At 38.4% G+C, this 14,491-nt stretch carries 13 protein-coding genes; 7 read left to right on the top strand and 6 right to left on the bottom strand.

All coding sequences use genetic code 11. The features are described 5' to 3' along the window. Positions 1-11 precede the first annotated feature (11 nt). Positions 12-1,796 (bottom strand): ABC transporter substrate-binding protein, encoded by a 1,785-nt coding sequence (locus tag F2A31_RS11720; protein ID WP_150026521.1) that lies wholly within the window; start codon positions 1,794-1,796, stop codon positions 12-14. A 651-nt stretch (positions 1,797-2,447) separates the two neighbouring features. Here F2A31_RS11720 and F2A31_RS11725 point away from each other — a divergent pair. The 6 genes from F2A31_RS11725 to F2A31_RS11750 all read left to right on the top strand — a co-directional run bounded on the left by F2A31_RS11725 (position 2,448) and on the right by F2A31_RS11750 (position 9,208). Further along, on the top strand, positions 2,448-5,126 hold the full coding sequence (locus tag F2A31_RS11725; protein WP_171490599.1) for a TonB-dependent receptor: 2,679 nt from the start codon (positions 2,448-2,450) through the stop codon (positions 5,124-5,126). Between the two features lie 149 nt (positions 5,127-5,275). Then, positions 5,276-5,983 (top strand): energy transducer TonB, encoded by a 708-nt coding sequence (locus F2A31_RS11730; protein ID WP_150026522.1) that lies wholly within the window; start codon positions 5,276-5,278, stop codon positions 5,981-5,983. A gap of 38 nt (positions 5,984-6,021) precedes the next feature. Further along, a complete protein-coding gene (locus tag F2A31_RS11735; protein WP_115736636.1) occupies positions 6,022-6,897 on the top strand; it encodes a MotA/TolQ/ExbB proton channel family protein in 876 nt (291 codons plus the stop codon). Between the two features lie 11 nt (positions 6,898-6,908). Next, positions 6,909-7,334 carry an ExbD/TolR family protein gene (locus F2A31_RS11740; RefSeq protein WP_150026523.1) on the top strand — a complete coding sequence of 142 codons (426 nt, stop codon included), beginning with the start codon at positions 6,909-6,911 and terminating at the stop codon, positions 7,332-7,334. 21 nt (positions 7,335-7,355) lie between these two features. Next, positions 7,356-7,775, top strand: coding sequence for an ExbD/TolR family protein (locus F2A31_RS11745; protein WP_150026524.1), 420 nt, complete (start codon positions 7,356-7,358; stop codon positions 7,773-7,775). Positions 7,776-8,143: 368 nt separating this feature from the next. Continuing rightward, entirely contained in the window at positions 8,144-9,208 is a 1,065-nt protein-coding gene (locus F2A31_RS11750) for a hypothetical protein (protein WP_150026525.1), read from the top strand. Between the two features lie 66 nt (positions 9,209-9,274). On the opposite strand, the gene F2A31_RS11755 is transcribed toward F2A31_RS11750, so the two are convergent. After that, the gene (locus F2A31_RS11755) at positions 9,275-9,940 is read right to left on the bottom strand and encodes a hypothetical protein (protein ID WP_150026526.1); all 666 of its coding nucleotides are present in this window, start codon (positions 9,938-9,940) and stop codon (positions 9,275-9,277) included. Between the two features lie 186 nt (positions 9,941-10,126). On the opposite strand from F2A31_RS11755, the gene F2A31_RS11760 reads away from it, so the two are divergent. Further along, a complete protein-coding gene (locus F2A31_RS11760) occupies positions 10,127-10,489 on the top strand; it encodes a hypothetical protein (protein ID WP_004952589.1) in 363 nt (120 codons plus the stop codon). Between the two features lie 28 nt (positions 10,490-10,517). Here the strand turns inward: F2A31_RS11760 and bioD are convergent, their stop codons facing one another. Genes bioD through bioA form a run of 4 tightly spaced genes read right to left on the bottom strand, consistent with a single transcriptional unit; the run spans position 10,518 to position 14,350 of the window. After that, positions 10,518-11,168, bottom strand: coding sequence for a dethiobiotin synthase (bioD, locus tag F2A31_RS11765; RefSeq protein ID WP_150026527.1), 651 nt, complete (start codon positions 11,166-11,168; stop codon positions 10,518-10,520). Next, entirely contained in the window at positions 11,165-11,923 is a 759-nt protein-coding gene (gene bioC, locus F2A31_RS11770; protein ID WP_150026528.1) for a malonyl-ACP O-methyltransferase BioC, read from the bottom strand. Before bioC ends, bioD begins: the two co-directional genes overlap by 4 nt. Continuing rightward, the gene (locus F2A31_RS11775) at positions 11,914-13,068 is read right to left on the bottom strand and encodes an 8-amino-7-oxononanoate synthase (protein ID WP_150026529.1); all 1,155 of its coding nucleotides are present in this window, start codon (positions 13,066-13,068) and stop codon (positions 11,914-11,916) included. Before F2A31_RS11775 ends, bioC begins: the two co-directional genes overlap by 10 nt. Next, positions 13,055-14,350, bottom strand: a complete 1,296-nt coding sequence (gene bioA / locus F2A31_RS11780; protein WP_150026530.1) for an adenosylmethionine--8-amino-7-oxononanoate transaminase — start codon at positions 14,348-14,350, stop codon at positions 13,055-13,057. Before bioA ends, F2A31_RS11775 begins: the two co-directional genes overlap by 14 nt. Positions 14,351-14,491 lie beyond the last annotated feature (141 nt).

The raw sequence follows: 14,491 nt of genomic DNA on the forward strand, positions 1-14,491 counted from the left end.
GAACTCAACACTTATTTTTGTCGTGGTGAAGCAATATCTAAATATTGCCAGTTACTGTTCATAATCGGATGTGCTTTGAAACCTTGGACATGGGATTGAATTACCCAATTTCGAATACGCGTATCTTGTAAAATTAGTGGATTGTCTGCTTCAATCTGCCGGCTCATTTTTTCGTAAAATGGCATACGCTTTTCAGGAGGTTGCTGCATCGCTTGTTTATACAAATCATCATATGCCGTTGAGCGATAACAAAACTGATTGCCTCGCCCAACATTTGGTCCATATAACAATTGAGTGAAATTTTCCCCTTCTGGATAATCAGCATGCCAAGCACCACTCCAGACCATGTATTGACACTGTGTAGCTGCTTTTAAATTATCGGCAAAGTTGCTTACTCGGAAATCTACACGAATCCCAATTGCATCTAAGTTCTTCTTCCACAACTCAGAATACATGACGGAAGCTGAACCACTTTCCGTATTGATTTTTAAGGTTAACGCCTTGCCATTAGGTAAAGTACGATAACCATCAGCACTTTTTTTATATCCAAAATGATCAAGTAATTTATTTGCCAAAACAGGGTTATAGCCAATACTGCTCCTATAATTTGGGTTATGCCCATTTACCCCTGCTGGCACGAGCATTTCAGCTTTTACCGCTTGCCCTTTTCTTAAAATACGAATGTATTCATCAACATTAAATGACATCGCAATCGCACGGCGTAATGCGACTTTCTCTAGACTGGTCCCCCCAATGATTGGATCACGCATATTAAGCATGGTATAGGTGATCTCAGCCTCTTTATTAGGATAAAGTCGAATCCCTTTGGTTTGCATTGCTGGTTTTAGCTGATTGTTGTGATCCAAAACTTTTGGGATGGAGCTTGCAGTGAGTTTATCGAAATCAAGTTGTTTCGACTGAAATGCCAACCAACGTGATTGCTCTTCTTCGATAATACTGATATTCACTTTGCCAATCTGAGGCATCTTTTTGCCAGTCATTTCTTTGACTAACTGATTATCCCAAGCCGTTCCTGTAGATTTAAAATCCCAAACAAAACCTCGATAATCTGGATTAGCAATTAATTCTATTTTACTTCGTGGCACATATTTACTAAGCATATAGGGTCCTGTCCCTACAGGATGCATTCCCAAACGATCTTTATAATATTCAACGACCTCTCGAGCAGTTGCACCAAAAGTGCTATATGCCAAAATATAAGGAAAATTATAGTCAGGTTGAGTCAAAGTAAATTGCAGAGTATATCGATCTAGCGCTTTTAGTCCCTCGATCTTGGCATCATAATCAAAATGCCCCGTCTGTTTAGCTTGTTCAACCAAAGCATTTGCACCTACAATTTTTTGATCAATAAAGGCAAATGAAGAAGAATGATTTTTAGGATCTAAAATACGTTTGATTGAGTACACATAGTCTTCAGCGATTAACTCTCTGCGCTGACCTTTAAATGCTGGATCAGCCGTAAAATAAATACCGGGTTTGATTTTAAATATATAAACTTTCCCATTTTCTTTGATAACAGGCATGCTTTGTGCTGTTGATGGGGCAAGCTTGACGGGATTTGCTAGATAATCATATTGTAGCAACCTTTCAAAAATAACATCAGCGACATTGCCACTATAAAAATTGAACGTTTTGACCATGTCAAAACCATCATCAGGTGCTTCAAAAGCGATCCTAAGCACTTTATCTGCTTGTGCTGGGGTTTTAGCATATCCAATTGGGGCAAATGCAATAATCGTTGAAAACAAAGCAAGGCTAGAAAATTTAGACTTCAACACAGTGCTCACATCATTGTTTTTAATAAATGCTAGTCTTTTCGAATAGCAACCAGTCACACAACGATTTATCCTTCTTTGTCGAATCAACGAATATTTTTACAAAGCTAAAAATTAATTTTTACCATTCGTATAAATAACAAAGATAAGAGAAATCATTTCACGATGAAAAAACACTGCCAAATTCATGCCACTTTTCAAATAAATTACCAACCTAAAATAAATATTTTTTAATAAATATTCTAAAAATATAGATTTAGTCATAGTAACTAGACGGAAGATTATGCCAAACGACATACTTTTATATTAATTTTTCCTTTAGAAAATAAAAAAGCACAAATGTATAATTTTAAATAAATAAATCAGGTTTCGCACCAAATCAAAGCAACACATAAATATCCTGATACATTTTAATGCGATACAAAAAATCATGATTATTGTCAAAAAATGACAATAAAAATATTTTTTGTATATTCATTGTTTTTTAATAATTAGTAAAAATATGAAGCGCTTATTAGATAAAACTACAACGCTTTTACATAATTAAATTTAAAGAAATTGGGACCTAAAAATAGTATTTGGCACATGTCTTGCTAAATCGATTTTGTTCATTCTTGTAGAGTGACCATCTATTTAGGGGTTATAAATTCAATGAAAAATACCAATTTCGTTCAATCTAGTGCTATGCCAAAAGCGAGCAAAAGCATACTGAAACTCAGCACCCTGAGCCTAAGTATGTTGTGTTTAACAATGACCCATGCGGCCGAAGCAGAATCACCCACAGATGAGAAACCAACCAAAGTTGTAAAAGTTGCAGTTACGGGCTCATCGATCAAAGGAGTAGCAGCACAGAGTGCATCTCCGATTACGGTGATTAGAGCAGATGATCTTGCAAAGCAAGGCGTAACGACTGTCGAGGAAGCACTAACTAAAGTTAGTGCCAATCAAGCAGGATTTTCTACCGCTCAAAATGTTGGTGCAAGTAATACCGAGGGTTCATCTGCAAATCTTCGAGCATTAGGTACTGATAAAACATTAATTTTATTGAATGGTCGACGTTTAGCGTACAGTCCATTTAGTACATCAACCACAAACCTAAATATTATTCCAATGGCAATGGTTGATCGTATTGAAATTTTACGTGATGGAGCTTCAGCAATTTACGGTGCAGATGCGATTGCTGGTGTTATTAACTTCATTACTAAAAAATCATTTGAAGGATTAAATATTAGCGCAGGCTTTATCCAGCCAGAACAAAGCGGTGGTGACAAACAAGATATTTCAATTTTTGGGGGGTATGGGGATCTAGATGAACAAGGCTTTAATCTCATGGGGGTTGTTGACTACCGTCGCTCCAATGACATTATGGCAAAGGATCGTAAAGCTAGCCGACGCGGAGGCGTATTACCTGAATTAGGTATAGATGGAAGTTCAGCAAATGGCTTCCCTGCCAATTTCCGTGACCCCAAAACCGGGATGTTAGGTAATCCTTATGGCAATAGCAATTGTAATAATGCACCCAATACTGTTGCTGATGGTGGACTTTGCTATCTAAATACCCAAGCTTTGATTGGTATTGTTCCCAAAACAGAAACGATCTCCGCCTTAGGTCGTGGAACCTTTAAACTCAATGATAATTTCAATGCAATTGGTGAATATATTTATTCACGTAATGAAGTTACTACTTCAATTGCACCAGATGTTTATAGTCGTTCTGTCACCCTGCCCTCTACAAGTCAATATTATCCTGGTAAAGGCATAACTCCCGATGTTGCAGGATTAAGTGGTGAACCCCTTGAGCTTTATTTAAGATCACAAGCTGGAAACCGTATGTCTAATCCAGTGAATGAATCACATCGAGCATTAATTGCTTTAGAAGGTGAGGCTTACGGTTGGGACATAAACACAGGTTTATCTTATGCGCGTAGCGAAGCGACAGATGGCTTTGCTGGAGGGTATTTAAATAAAAGTAAACTCCAAGATGCTTTAAACAATGGAACAATCAACCCTTTCGGTCCTAGTGAAAATCAAGAACTTTGGGAGTCCTTTGAAGTAAAAGGCGATACCAACAAGGGTACACTCACAGCCACGACATTTGACTTTACTATTAGTCGTCCAATTTATACTTTGCCCGCAGGTGAGGTAGGCTTTGCCTTTGGTGGTAGTTTTAGTAAGCAGGACTGGAAAGCCAATGTGAATTCGGAAATCGTCAGTCAAGTTCCTGGCAGCGGTATTGATCCTAGTAAACCTGAAAGTAAAGGCAAAAGAGATATTACTGCAGCTTTTACAGAGTTACATATTCCAATTACCAAAACCTTAGAAGCACAACTAGCAGCTCGTTATGATGACTATAGTGATTTTGGTGACACATTTAATCCTAAAATTGCATTCCGCTGGGAACCAATTAAACAATTGATGTTCCGTACTTCATACAGTACAGGTTTCCGTGCACCTAGCTTATATGATATCAATGCACCTCAAAGTAAAACTTATACTGGTGCTCGCTACAATGATCCTATGCTATGTCCAAACGGCAAAGCAATATCACCAGAATACCAAACTGAATGTAATACCCAATTCTACCGCACACAAGGTGGAACAAAAGACTTACAACCCGAAGAATCAACCTCAATTACCGCAGGTTTTGTTGTGGAACCGATCAAAAATTTAGTGTTCTCGGCTGATTATTACAACATCAAAATTGATGGGCTAATTAACAGCATCGGAGAAGCAATGATTTTCGGTGATCCTGAAAAATATGCAAATCGTTTCATTCGAGGGGCTGATGGTCGATTGGAATATATCAACAGTGCATTAACAAATATGGGTGGAGTTAAAACTGAAGGTATTGATTTAGCGTTAAATTATCTTTCACCTATGACTTCTACTGGTCGCTTTGGCTTCGGTATTGATGGCACATATGTTATCAAATACGACCGTCAAGAAGAGAAAGGTGGTGCATGGGAAGGCTATGTTGGTAAATATGATGATCCAGCAATCTTACGTTGGAAACACGTTGCCAATATTAACTGGAGCTACGAAAACTGGAAAATGGTCTTCGAGCAAGAGTTCTACCGTGGCTATAAAGATCAAAACCAAATTGGTGATGAGAAATATGATAACCACCGCGTAAGTGATTACACCTTATATAACGTTTCAGGAACGTATAAAGGTTTTAAAAATCTAGAGTTGACTGCTGGTATCAAAAATCTATTTGATGCTGAACCTTCTGCTTCGAATGTGCTCGATAACTTTCAATATGGTTATGACCCTCGCTATAGCGACGTAACGGGACGTGCATATTTCCTAAGAGGCACTTATAAATTCTAAAACTCTAACCACTGCAAGATGTTCCTTTTTTATCTTGTAGTGGTTCAACGTAATCCTGATGTGTATATAAGATAAAAATTGCTACCAAGATTTTCAATCTAGCCAAAATACTTTTATACAACTCAGCGATTACATTTTCAGGAGCAATTATGGGCATACCCTTTGCTGAGAATGAAAATCAATCTGCCAAACGTCTGATTGGTCTTGGTGTGGTTTTATTTCTTCATCTTGTGATCGCCTACATTTTAGTAACAAGTTTAACGACCGAGATGACCAAGCCTGTCGAGAAACCTGTCGAACTACTCATTATTCAAGATATTGAACCGCCCCCTCCACCACCTCCGCCCAAGCCAGAGGAAAAACCACCTGAACCACCCAAAATGGTAGAGAAAGTGGCAAAAATGCCTGATCCACCGAAACAAGTGGAAAAAGTAACACCTGTTGCCAAACCAACACCTACGCCACCTGTACAAAATACAGTTGCAACTCCTACAGCTGCACCTGTTGTCGCAACACCAAGCCCTAGTCCTGTTGCAGCACCGGTCGCCGCGCCTGCTCCCGCACCAAAACCTGCTGGGATCTCACGTGGAGTATCGGAAGGTAGTGCAGGATGTAAGGAGCCTGATTATCCACGTGAACAGGAAATGGCAGGTGAAGAAGGTACGGTACGGATGCGTTTACTGGTCGATAGCTCAGGAAAAGTCATCGATGCCAAAGTGAACAAATCGAGTGGTGTTAGAGCGCTAGATAGAGCAGCCACTAAAGCATACAGCTTGTGTTCTTTTACACCTGCCATGAAAGATGGTGTTCCTCAACAAGACTGGTATGAAATCGAATACACATTCACGATTTCCTAATTAAGCAAATGAATTAAACAATTTTTGGAGAATTTAAGATGAATAAAACAGCAAAATATATCGCTCGATTCGCGGCTATTGGTTTAATTTCAACGAGTACTTTACTCCCATTAAGCACAGTCTGGGCAGATGAAACCACCCAAACAACTGCTATAACCACAGTTGCGGCGAATGAAACGACACAAACGACAGTAACTCCTCCTCCACTTCCAGCAACTGAACAAGAAGCTTATAACCCTTATGGATTAGAAGCACTTTGGCGTGAAGGTGATGTTATTGCTAAAACAACACTGTTTATTTTGGTATTGATGTCGATCGGTACGTGGTACATCATTTTTTCTAAAGTATTCCAACAAAGTAAAGTTAAACGCCATGGTATAGAAGCTGAACGTAATTTTTGGGAAGCAGATACTTTAAATAGTGCAAAAGACAGCTTAGCCCCTAATAGTTCTTATCGTTATATTGCAGAAAAAGGCATTCATTCAACCAAACATCATGATGGCACATTATTAGAACGTATTGATTTTAATACTTGGGTCACCATTTCGATTCAACGTGCAATTGAGAAAGTACAAAGTCATTTAGGTAACGGTTTAGCATTTCTAGCAACAGTTGGTTCAACAGCACCCTTTGTTGGCTTATTTGGAACTGTTTGGGGAATTTATCACGCACTTACCGCCATTGGAATTTCAGGACAAGCATCGATTGATAAAGTTGCTGGGCCTGTAGGTGAAGCATTAATTATGACTGCAATTGGTTTAGCTGTGGCTGTACCTGCCGTACTTGGCTATAACTGGTTGACTCGTCGTAATAAAGCAGTCATGGATAATGTCCGCTCATTTGGCTCTGATTTACATGCTGTTTTACTCAGTGGTGAATTACGTAGCAACCCTGTAAACCGTGATTCTAAATAAGGGATACGATTATGGGCATGATGATAAATTCAGATCAAAGTGACGATGATGTAATCGGAACGATTAACACGACTCCACTTGTGGACATCATGCTGGTTCTGCTGATTATCTTTTTAATCACTGTTCCAGTGGTCACACACACCGTCCCTGTAAATCTTCCTGAAGAAAAAAATGCACCCTATGCAACCACGCCACTAAATATTCAACTTTCAGTAAATAAAACAGGTGATATTTTCTGGGATGAACAGCACGTTGCAGATAAAGAAACGTTACTCGCACGATTACAAGTTGAGGCGCAGAAGCGCCCTCAACCTGAGGTTCATATCCGTGGTGATCAACTCACGCACTATGAAGCAATCGATGAGGTAATTAGTACCACCCAACAAGCGGGTATTGGCAAAATTGCATTTGTCACGACTCCGCCTAGTTCACCTTAATCAAATGATAAGGAGTTAGTCATGGGTATGAATGTCGGACCAAAAAGTAGTGAAGATGATGTGATGCTTGACGTTAACATGACACCTTTAATTGATGTCATGCTGGTATTGCTAATCATGTTCATCATTACCATCCCGATTCCAAATAATGCGATTAATATTAATTTGCCAAATGGTACGCCTCCGCCACCGACTGACCAGAAACCACCTGAAGTGATCAATCTACGTGTCGATGCTCAAGGTCAGATTTTTTGGAATGATCAGGTGGTAGCGGATCGCCAAGCATTAAAAGCATTATTTGAAAATGTGTCTAAAAAAGCTGATCAGGATCAAATTAAATTTAAACCTGATGCCCAAGCAGAATATAAAAATATTGCAATGGTCATGGCTTTAGCTCAGCAAAGTAAGGTCACTAAAATAGGGATCGTAAGTAATAATTAGAAAAATAAATACGAACAATTAAACTGTATCATTCGAAGTTCCTCCTATGCTAACAAGTCCGCTTGTTAGCTTTTTTTATTGTGATCCCCTGATCCTGATTGGAACATCCATCCTATTGACTTTATGCCCTTTCAACTCATTGTCACAAAAAAATTCCTTGTATTTCAATAATCAAAATACTATTCCATTGGCATAAATAAAGTAGCTTTTGACATACTCAGCAGCCTCTAATCCAGCGCTTTCCATCCTCTTATTCCACTGTAAAGCGATTATTAGGTTACATATTATTTATATTTGAAAATAAAATTAATATTAGAATTAAGAATAATTTAAGGATTTTACTTTCCATTTTGGAGAAATAGGGAAATATGAAAATAACATCACTTACATTGAGTATAAGCTTAGCAAGTATCTTTCTACTCTCCGCATGTGGCGGTGGTTCAGATGGCCAAAATACGACAACCCCAGCTGAAAAAATTGAAACTTCACCCAACAGCATGATGAAACTTGATGAGACTTGGAAAGACTACGAGAGAATCACTGTACATGGTTTACATTCCATTTCAATGCCTTATATCAGCATGACCTTACGTAAAGACGGGATTTATCAAAAAGGCTTATCTAACTTTAATAATCCACTGCAATACATTGAACATCGAACAGCAGAAGAATATACAGAAGAAACAGGCAACTTTATCTTTTATAATTTTTATAGCAAAACTGCTGATTACGAAGTGAACCCGAGCAAGCGTACCAATGATGGGTATCTTACAAGTAGACTGACGAGACTCACAGATAACAGTATAAGCTTTATTCCACATTCTTCAGGTAACCATAGCGGTTTAAAAGTTAGCTATATGCTGATCAAACGAGATTTATCAAACAAATTGATCGGTCACTATGTTGCCTATCATAACTATGAGCGCGGGAAGAAATATGGAATAACTGGGGCAAATACAGATGGCGTAATCTATGAGATCTTCAAAGACAAACGTTTCCCACAAGGAGCCACATGTTTAGAAATACGAAATAAACAAGCTTCTGAACCATATATCCGTATTGAACCTAATGAGTTTCAGCCGATCGAGTATTTCAAAGACATGACTAAAACCACATGGAACAAACGAGTACTCTATCTCAGCCAGACGAAGTTTTCAGATAATATGACGCGAGCGTACTTAGCATTAAAACCAAATTCAACTGCTCCATATGGTGCTGGTCTATATTATCCAACAGAAGCAGCTGAGACCCGTCAAACTCGAATTAATATTGCCCAAGAGCGATACGATTTGGCACTTGCTCAATATGGTGCAAGTGACCAACGTACAGAGCTTGCGGCATGGTATTTAACTGCAGTGAAAAACTATACCTGTCATTTATTTAATGAAAAAGCCTCAGAAGCGATTGAATCCGTCAAGATGACCTTAAATTAAGTCAAGGCATTAACAACGAATACCTTTCCAACATCTGCCTTATTGCTGTTGGAAAGGTCATACGATCTATTTTATTTCAGGAATGATGATTTGAAGAATAGTACTATTAACTGTATACCCTTGGGGTTTGTCATTACAAGCATTTCCTTGTACGGTTGTTTTTATCACAAATGGTGAATATGACATTACATTTAAATAGCCAGAGTGATCAACACCCGTCTGACAATCTTCCGCCTCTAATTTCTGACTATATCGACCAGCATAAGACGACTCTTGTACATCAGCAATTCGTTTAGCTGACCATTGATTGAAGTAAATTAGGCTCTTACTTGACTCAATAGCCCCCTGTCCTGACCCTGCACTTTCAATCTCAATTAAATGAATCGGCTTGCCTTTGTATATCGTTGAATGAACTTTAAAGTTATTTGTTTGGCCACCAAACTCACCCAAAATTCGCGCCTGCTTTAACTTTGGTCGAGTAAGGACATAGCCGCCCCAGAAGTTACGTCCTGCGTTTTCAAAATTAACTCCAGATAAATAAGCTTCTTCGCCAGAAATTAATTTTACTTTTTCCGTGTGATCAATCTGAATGGCTTGCTGAGGATTCGCATTTGAATCCTGTAAGTTAGTGATCCAACTAATGATGGTTTTATCTGACGGCACTTCTGCATGAGTCGTCGAGATCAAACCTAATAGGCATAGAGCCATACACATAAAATTATTTTTGTTCATGATTATCAACCCTTTTAATTAAATACTTTACCAGAACCCATTAATATCAAATTTTCCTCAGTAAAACTTTCACATGTATTAGAAAACATGTTTTTTTATTATTTTAACTTGCAAGAATTCTTATAGTCTCACAAAAAATAAAGTAAGCTATTACAAGCATTATTGACCAAACAGAATGACCATTCCATGTGGCTAGAAAACGTTCAAAACTACTACTTTGTAAATGGATATCACGATCTTTACCATATTCTAAAAGAAACAATTTCTACAAATAAAATGAATTATTTAAATATCTTATTTCATATTAGTAACGGATATGGAATCACTTCAAGTGAAGGGTGTGGTTTCGGCTTAGAACAAGACTATGATCACCCAGAAGAATTTATAAATATTCAATTCTTCATGGGGGACATGCAAAGCTCAACTATGGAGCTTTGCAATTTTTTTGAGACTTTGGTAAAAACAAGCGAGTGCTACCTAGACACGTATCCAACCGATAAGAAAAAAATACATGAGTATATCGATAAAATTCGTCAAAAATATACTTAACTATTAATCAATACATACTAATAAAACTTTAATCATTTAAAAACTTTTCCAAATCAATCCATTGAGCAGCAGGAAAATGCTTTGCCAAATAAGCCTTTAAATAATCTGCGGTATCTTTAGAAATCAGGGAATCTTTCGATTCATCTTTTAAGTTATATACCAACGCATGCAAACTCAAACCACGATGTTTTAAAGCTTCTAAACTCAACAATGTGTGGTTAATACTGCCCAAACGTCCAGAAGTCACCAAAATCACTGGAAATTGATGTTGAGCAATATAATCAATGGTCAATAAATCTGTAGTTAAAGGCACCATTAAACCACCCGCACCCTCTAAGAGCACCACCTCAAAACGCTGAGCAAGTTCTTTAGTTGCAGCTTCGATCTTAGTAAAATCCAACTCACGCCCATCTAAACGCGTCGCCAAATGCGGTGAAGCGGGATAAGTGAAAATTTCAGGCATGGTCAATTTTTCATGATCTTCCTGAAACCAGCCACTACCCATAATTTCACGGTGTTTTTCGATGTCTTCAGACACATCGATATTCCCCGTTTGCACCAACTTTTGGGTGATAACACGCTGCCCTTGTTCGGTCCAAAGTTTGGCGAGATAACCTGTGGCATAAGTTTTACCAATTTCTGTATCAATACCGCTGACAAAATAAATTGCTGCACTCATGCTTTTCTCCGCGCAATCACGTAAATCGGATGATAAGTTAGGCGAAAACCACGCTCATCATAAAACTGTTGATAATCAGAATAAAACTGCTGTAAAGATTGCTTGGTCCAACGATGTGACTTTGCTGTTGCAGTCACCCCCGTCGCTTTTAGATGATGCAGCACTAATTTAGGATCATCAAAATATAGATGTTTTTGTTCTTCTTGTATAAACACAATCTCAAAGCCATTTTCTTCAAGTTTCTGTTTCAATACTTCACTAGAATAATAACTTAAACCTTGCCCAGTCAGCTTTTTGATTTCAATTAAATTATTTTCACCAAATGTAGAGAAACTCAAATAGCCTTTCGGTTTTAACGCATTATGAATTCGTTGTAATAATGCAGGTAGATCAGTCATCCATTGCAAAGCAGAACTTGAAATCATCGCATCCAATTCTGATGGTAATTCAAGCTGCTCAATATCTCCGATCAACCAAGCTATATTTTGAATTGTTGAAAAATGCTGATCAACATCCTCATAAAGATCATTTAAAAATAATTGATCAAACTGAAAATGAGTCTGAAATAAATGCGTTAAATTACCCGACCCACAACCGATCTCAAGTACAGAATCAAAAGTCTTTGGAAAATACGCTTTCAGATATTCAAATAACTGTGCACTGATCTGCTTTTGCACTACAGCATGCTCAACGTAACTTTGCCCTGCTTTGGCAAAACGTTGAGCGACTAAAGCTTTATCGACACTCACAAACATTCCACCAATTTTTCTAATTCTGCTTTTTGAACCATAGACGTTAATGAGATACGTAAACGTGAACTATTTTGCGGTACTGTTGGCGGTCGCACAGGCATGGCATAAAAACCTTGTTGCTGAACATAACGTGCTTTTTCAATCGCTGCATTACTTTCGCCGACAATAATTGGAATAATATGGCTACTCGATGGACTTGAAAAACCTTTTGCAATCACCGCCTGCTGTAAAAAATGACTGATCTCAGCCAAGTGCTGTCGCTGCTGCTGCATATTTAATACTTTATTAAAGATAAAATCAGACCATGCCATCGAGATTGGTGGTAATGCTGTACTGAAAATCAAGGGACGCATTTTATTAATAAGATAATCACGGATGATAGGATCACAAATAATATAACCGCCAATTGAGGCAATCGCTTTGCCAAAAGTCCCAACAAGGAAATCAATCTGATGCAATACACCATATTGCTCAGCACAACCTAGTCCTTGCCCACCTCTCACACCTATGGCATGAGCTTCATCAACATACAACATGGTTTTGACAAAACGTTGCTTTAACTGCGCCAGTGCCGCTAAATCCGTTTCATCACCATCCATACTAAAAATACTTTCAGTCACCACAATAATACGTTCAACTTGCTCATCTTGTTGATACTTTTGCAATAACTGTTCCAAATGCTGCAAATCATTATGACGATAACGCACATATTGAGCATTCGATAGACGAATACCATCAATCATACTGGCATGAACCAGTTTATCCGCCAAAATCACGGTTTTACTATCAGCTAATGCAGGCAAAATACCGATATTCATGTGATAGCCACTATTGAAAAGCAAGGCAGCACGACCAAAAGCTTTGCTTAGGCTATTTTCAAATTGCTCATATTCTGCAAAATTACCTGTCAGTAAACGTGAAGAAGAAGAGCTAAATAATGCACGGTCGATTTGCAAAGTATCAAGAAATTCCTCTCTTAAACTTAAATCAGCCGCCAAACCTAGATAGTCATTGGATGCCAAATTCAACATGGTTCGATCTTGGATGGTAATCCATCGTCCCTGCTGTTGATTTGAAGTAAATTGACGAAAATTACCTTGCTGTTTGAGCTGGTCAAGCTGCTCGGCATAATGATTAAGCAAGGACATTACTATTAACTCCTTGCATATTTTTCACTACTTCACTCATCTGTACTAATAAGTAATTTAGCTCATCATCGGTAATCACATACGGTGGCATCACGTAAACCAATTTTCCAAATGGTCGTACCCAAATACCACGTTCAACAAACTGTTGCTGTAAGGTTTTCATGTCGACATTAGATGTTAATTCAACTACACCAATCGCACCTAATACGCGTACATCTGCAACGTAGTCAAGTTGTGCTAAACCACTTAATTGCTCAACAAGAATCTTTTCAATCCGTTGGATATTACTCTGCCAGTCTTGTTCAACCAATAATTGAGTACTTCTCAAAGCAACAGCACAAGCTAGAGGATTCGCCATAAAAGTTGGACCATGCATAAACACGCCAGCTTCGCCACGACTTATGGTTTCAGCCACTTGCTTAGTGGTTAAGGTTGCAGACAAGGTCATATACCCCCCTGTTAAGCCTTTACCAATACACATGATATCAGGCTCAACTTGCGCATGTTCCCAAGCAAACATTTTACCTGTGCGCCCAAAGCCTGTTGCGATCTCATCAAAGATCAACAATAAATTGTATTGCTCACATAATTCTTTGGCTTGGCGTAAATACTCAGGATGATAAAAACGCATCCCTCCTGCACCTTGTACAATTGGCTCAATAATTAGTGCGGCAATACTGTGATGATGCTGTTCGATCTGGTGTTTGAGCTCTTGAATATCTTGTGGATTCCACTCAGCATCAAAGCGACTTTGTGGCGCGGGTACAAAGATTCGGTTCGGTAAACTTGACCCAAAAATCTGGTGCATCCCCGTGACAGGATCACATACAGACATCGCATTCCAAGTATCACCATGATAGCCAGAACGTGTAGTAATAAAATTGGTTTTCTCAGGTTGATTCAATGCAGCCCAATATTGCACTGCCATTTTTAAAGCCACTTCAACTGAAACTGAACCTGAGTCAGCATAGAAAATTTTATCTAAACTCGGAGGTGTAATTTTTAATAAGAGTTTACCCAACTCAATTGCAGGTTCATGCGTCAAACCACCAAACATGATATGCGCCATGTTTTGCAATTGATCAGTAATGGCTTTATTGAGTTCAGGGTGGTTATAACCGTGAATCGCACACCACCATGACGACATGCCATCAACCAAAGTTCGACCATCTTCTAATTCAATCGTTGCACCATAAGCACGTTTGACTTTAAAGGTTGGTAATGGATTTAACATCGAAGTATAGGGATGCCATAAATGTTCTAAATCAAATAAATCGGTCATCCGTTACTCCTTTTACCTCTTTAAAATTTCAATTAGCTTTGGCACAAGCTTTCGATACTCGGAAATGTCATCCGCAACCTGCGTGGTATCAACAAAATTTTGTTTCTGCGAGAGAATTGACCAAATGCAGAAAGAGAACAG

The organism is Acinetobacter suaedae (genome assembly GCF_008630915.1).
GTDB lineage: Bacteria > Pseudomonadota > Gammaproteobacteria > Pseudomonadales > Moraxellaceae > Acinetobacter > Acinetobacter suaedae.

Excerpts from the sequence above, each read along its gene's own strand:
- F2A31_RS11725 (WP_171490599.1), top strand. The coding sequence starts at position 2,448 with ATGAAAAATACCAATTTCGTTCAATCTAGTGCTATGCCAAAAGCGAGC.
- F2A31_RS11730 (WP_150026522.1), top strand. The coding sequence starts at position 5,276 with ATGGGCATACCCTTTGCTGAGAATGAAAATCAATCTGCCAAACGTCTG.
- F2A31_RS11735 (WP_115736636.1), top strand. The coding sequence starts at position 6,022 with ATGAATAAAACAGCAAAATATATCGCTCGATTCGCGGCTATTGGTTTA.
- F2A31_RS11740 (WP_150026523.1), top strand. The coding sequence starts at position 6,909 with ATGGGCATGATGATAAATTCAGATCAAAGTGACGATGATGTAATCGGA.
- F2A31_RS11745 (WP_150026524.1), top strand. The coding sequence starts at position 7,356 with ATGGGTATGAATGTCGGACCAAAAAGTAGTGAAGATGATGTGATGCTT.
- F2A31_RS11750 (WP_150026525.1), top strand. The coding sequence starts at position 8,144 with ATGAAAATAACATCACTTACATTGAGTATAAGCTTAGCAAGTATCTTT.
- F2A31_RS11755 (WP_150026526.1), bottom strand. The coding sequence starts at position 9,940 with ATGAACAAAAATAATTTTATGTGTATGGCTCTATGCCTATTAGGTTTG.
- F2A31_RS11760 (WP_004952589.1), top strand. The coding sequence starts at position 10,127 with ATGTGGCTAGAAAACGTTCAAAACTACTACTTTGTAAATGGATATCAC.
- bioD (WP_150026527.1), bottom strand. The coding sequence starts at position 11,168 with ATGAGTGCAGCAATTTATTTTGTCAGCGGTATTGATACAGAAATTGGT.
- bioC (WP_150026528.1), bottom strand. The coding sequence starts at position 11,923 with ATGTTTGTGAGTGTCGATAAAGCTTTAGTCGCTCAACGTTTTGCCAAA.
- F2A31_RS11775 (WP_150026529.1), bottom strand. The coding sequence starts at position 13,068 with ATGTCCTTGCTTAATCATTATGCCGAGCAGCTTGACCAGCTCAAACAG.
- bioA (WP_150026530.1), bottom strand. The coding sequence starts at position 14,350 with ATGACCGATTTATTTGATTTAGAACATTTATGGCATCCCTATACTTCG.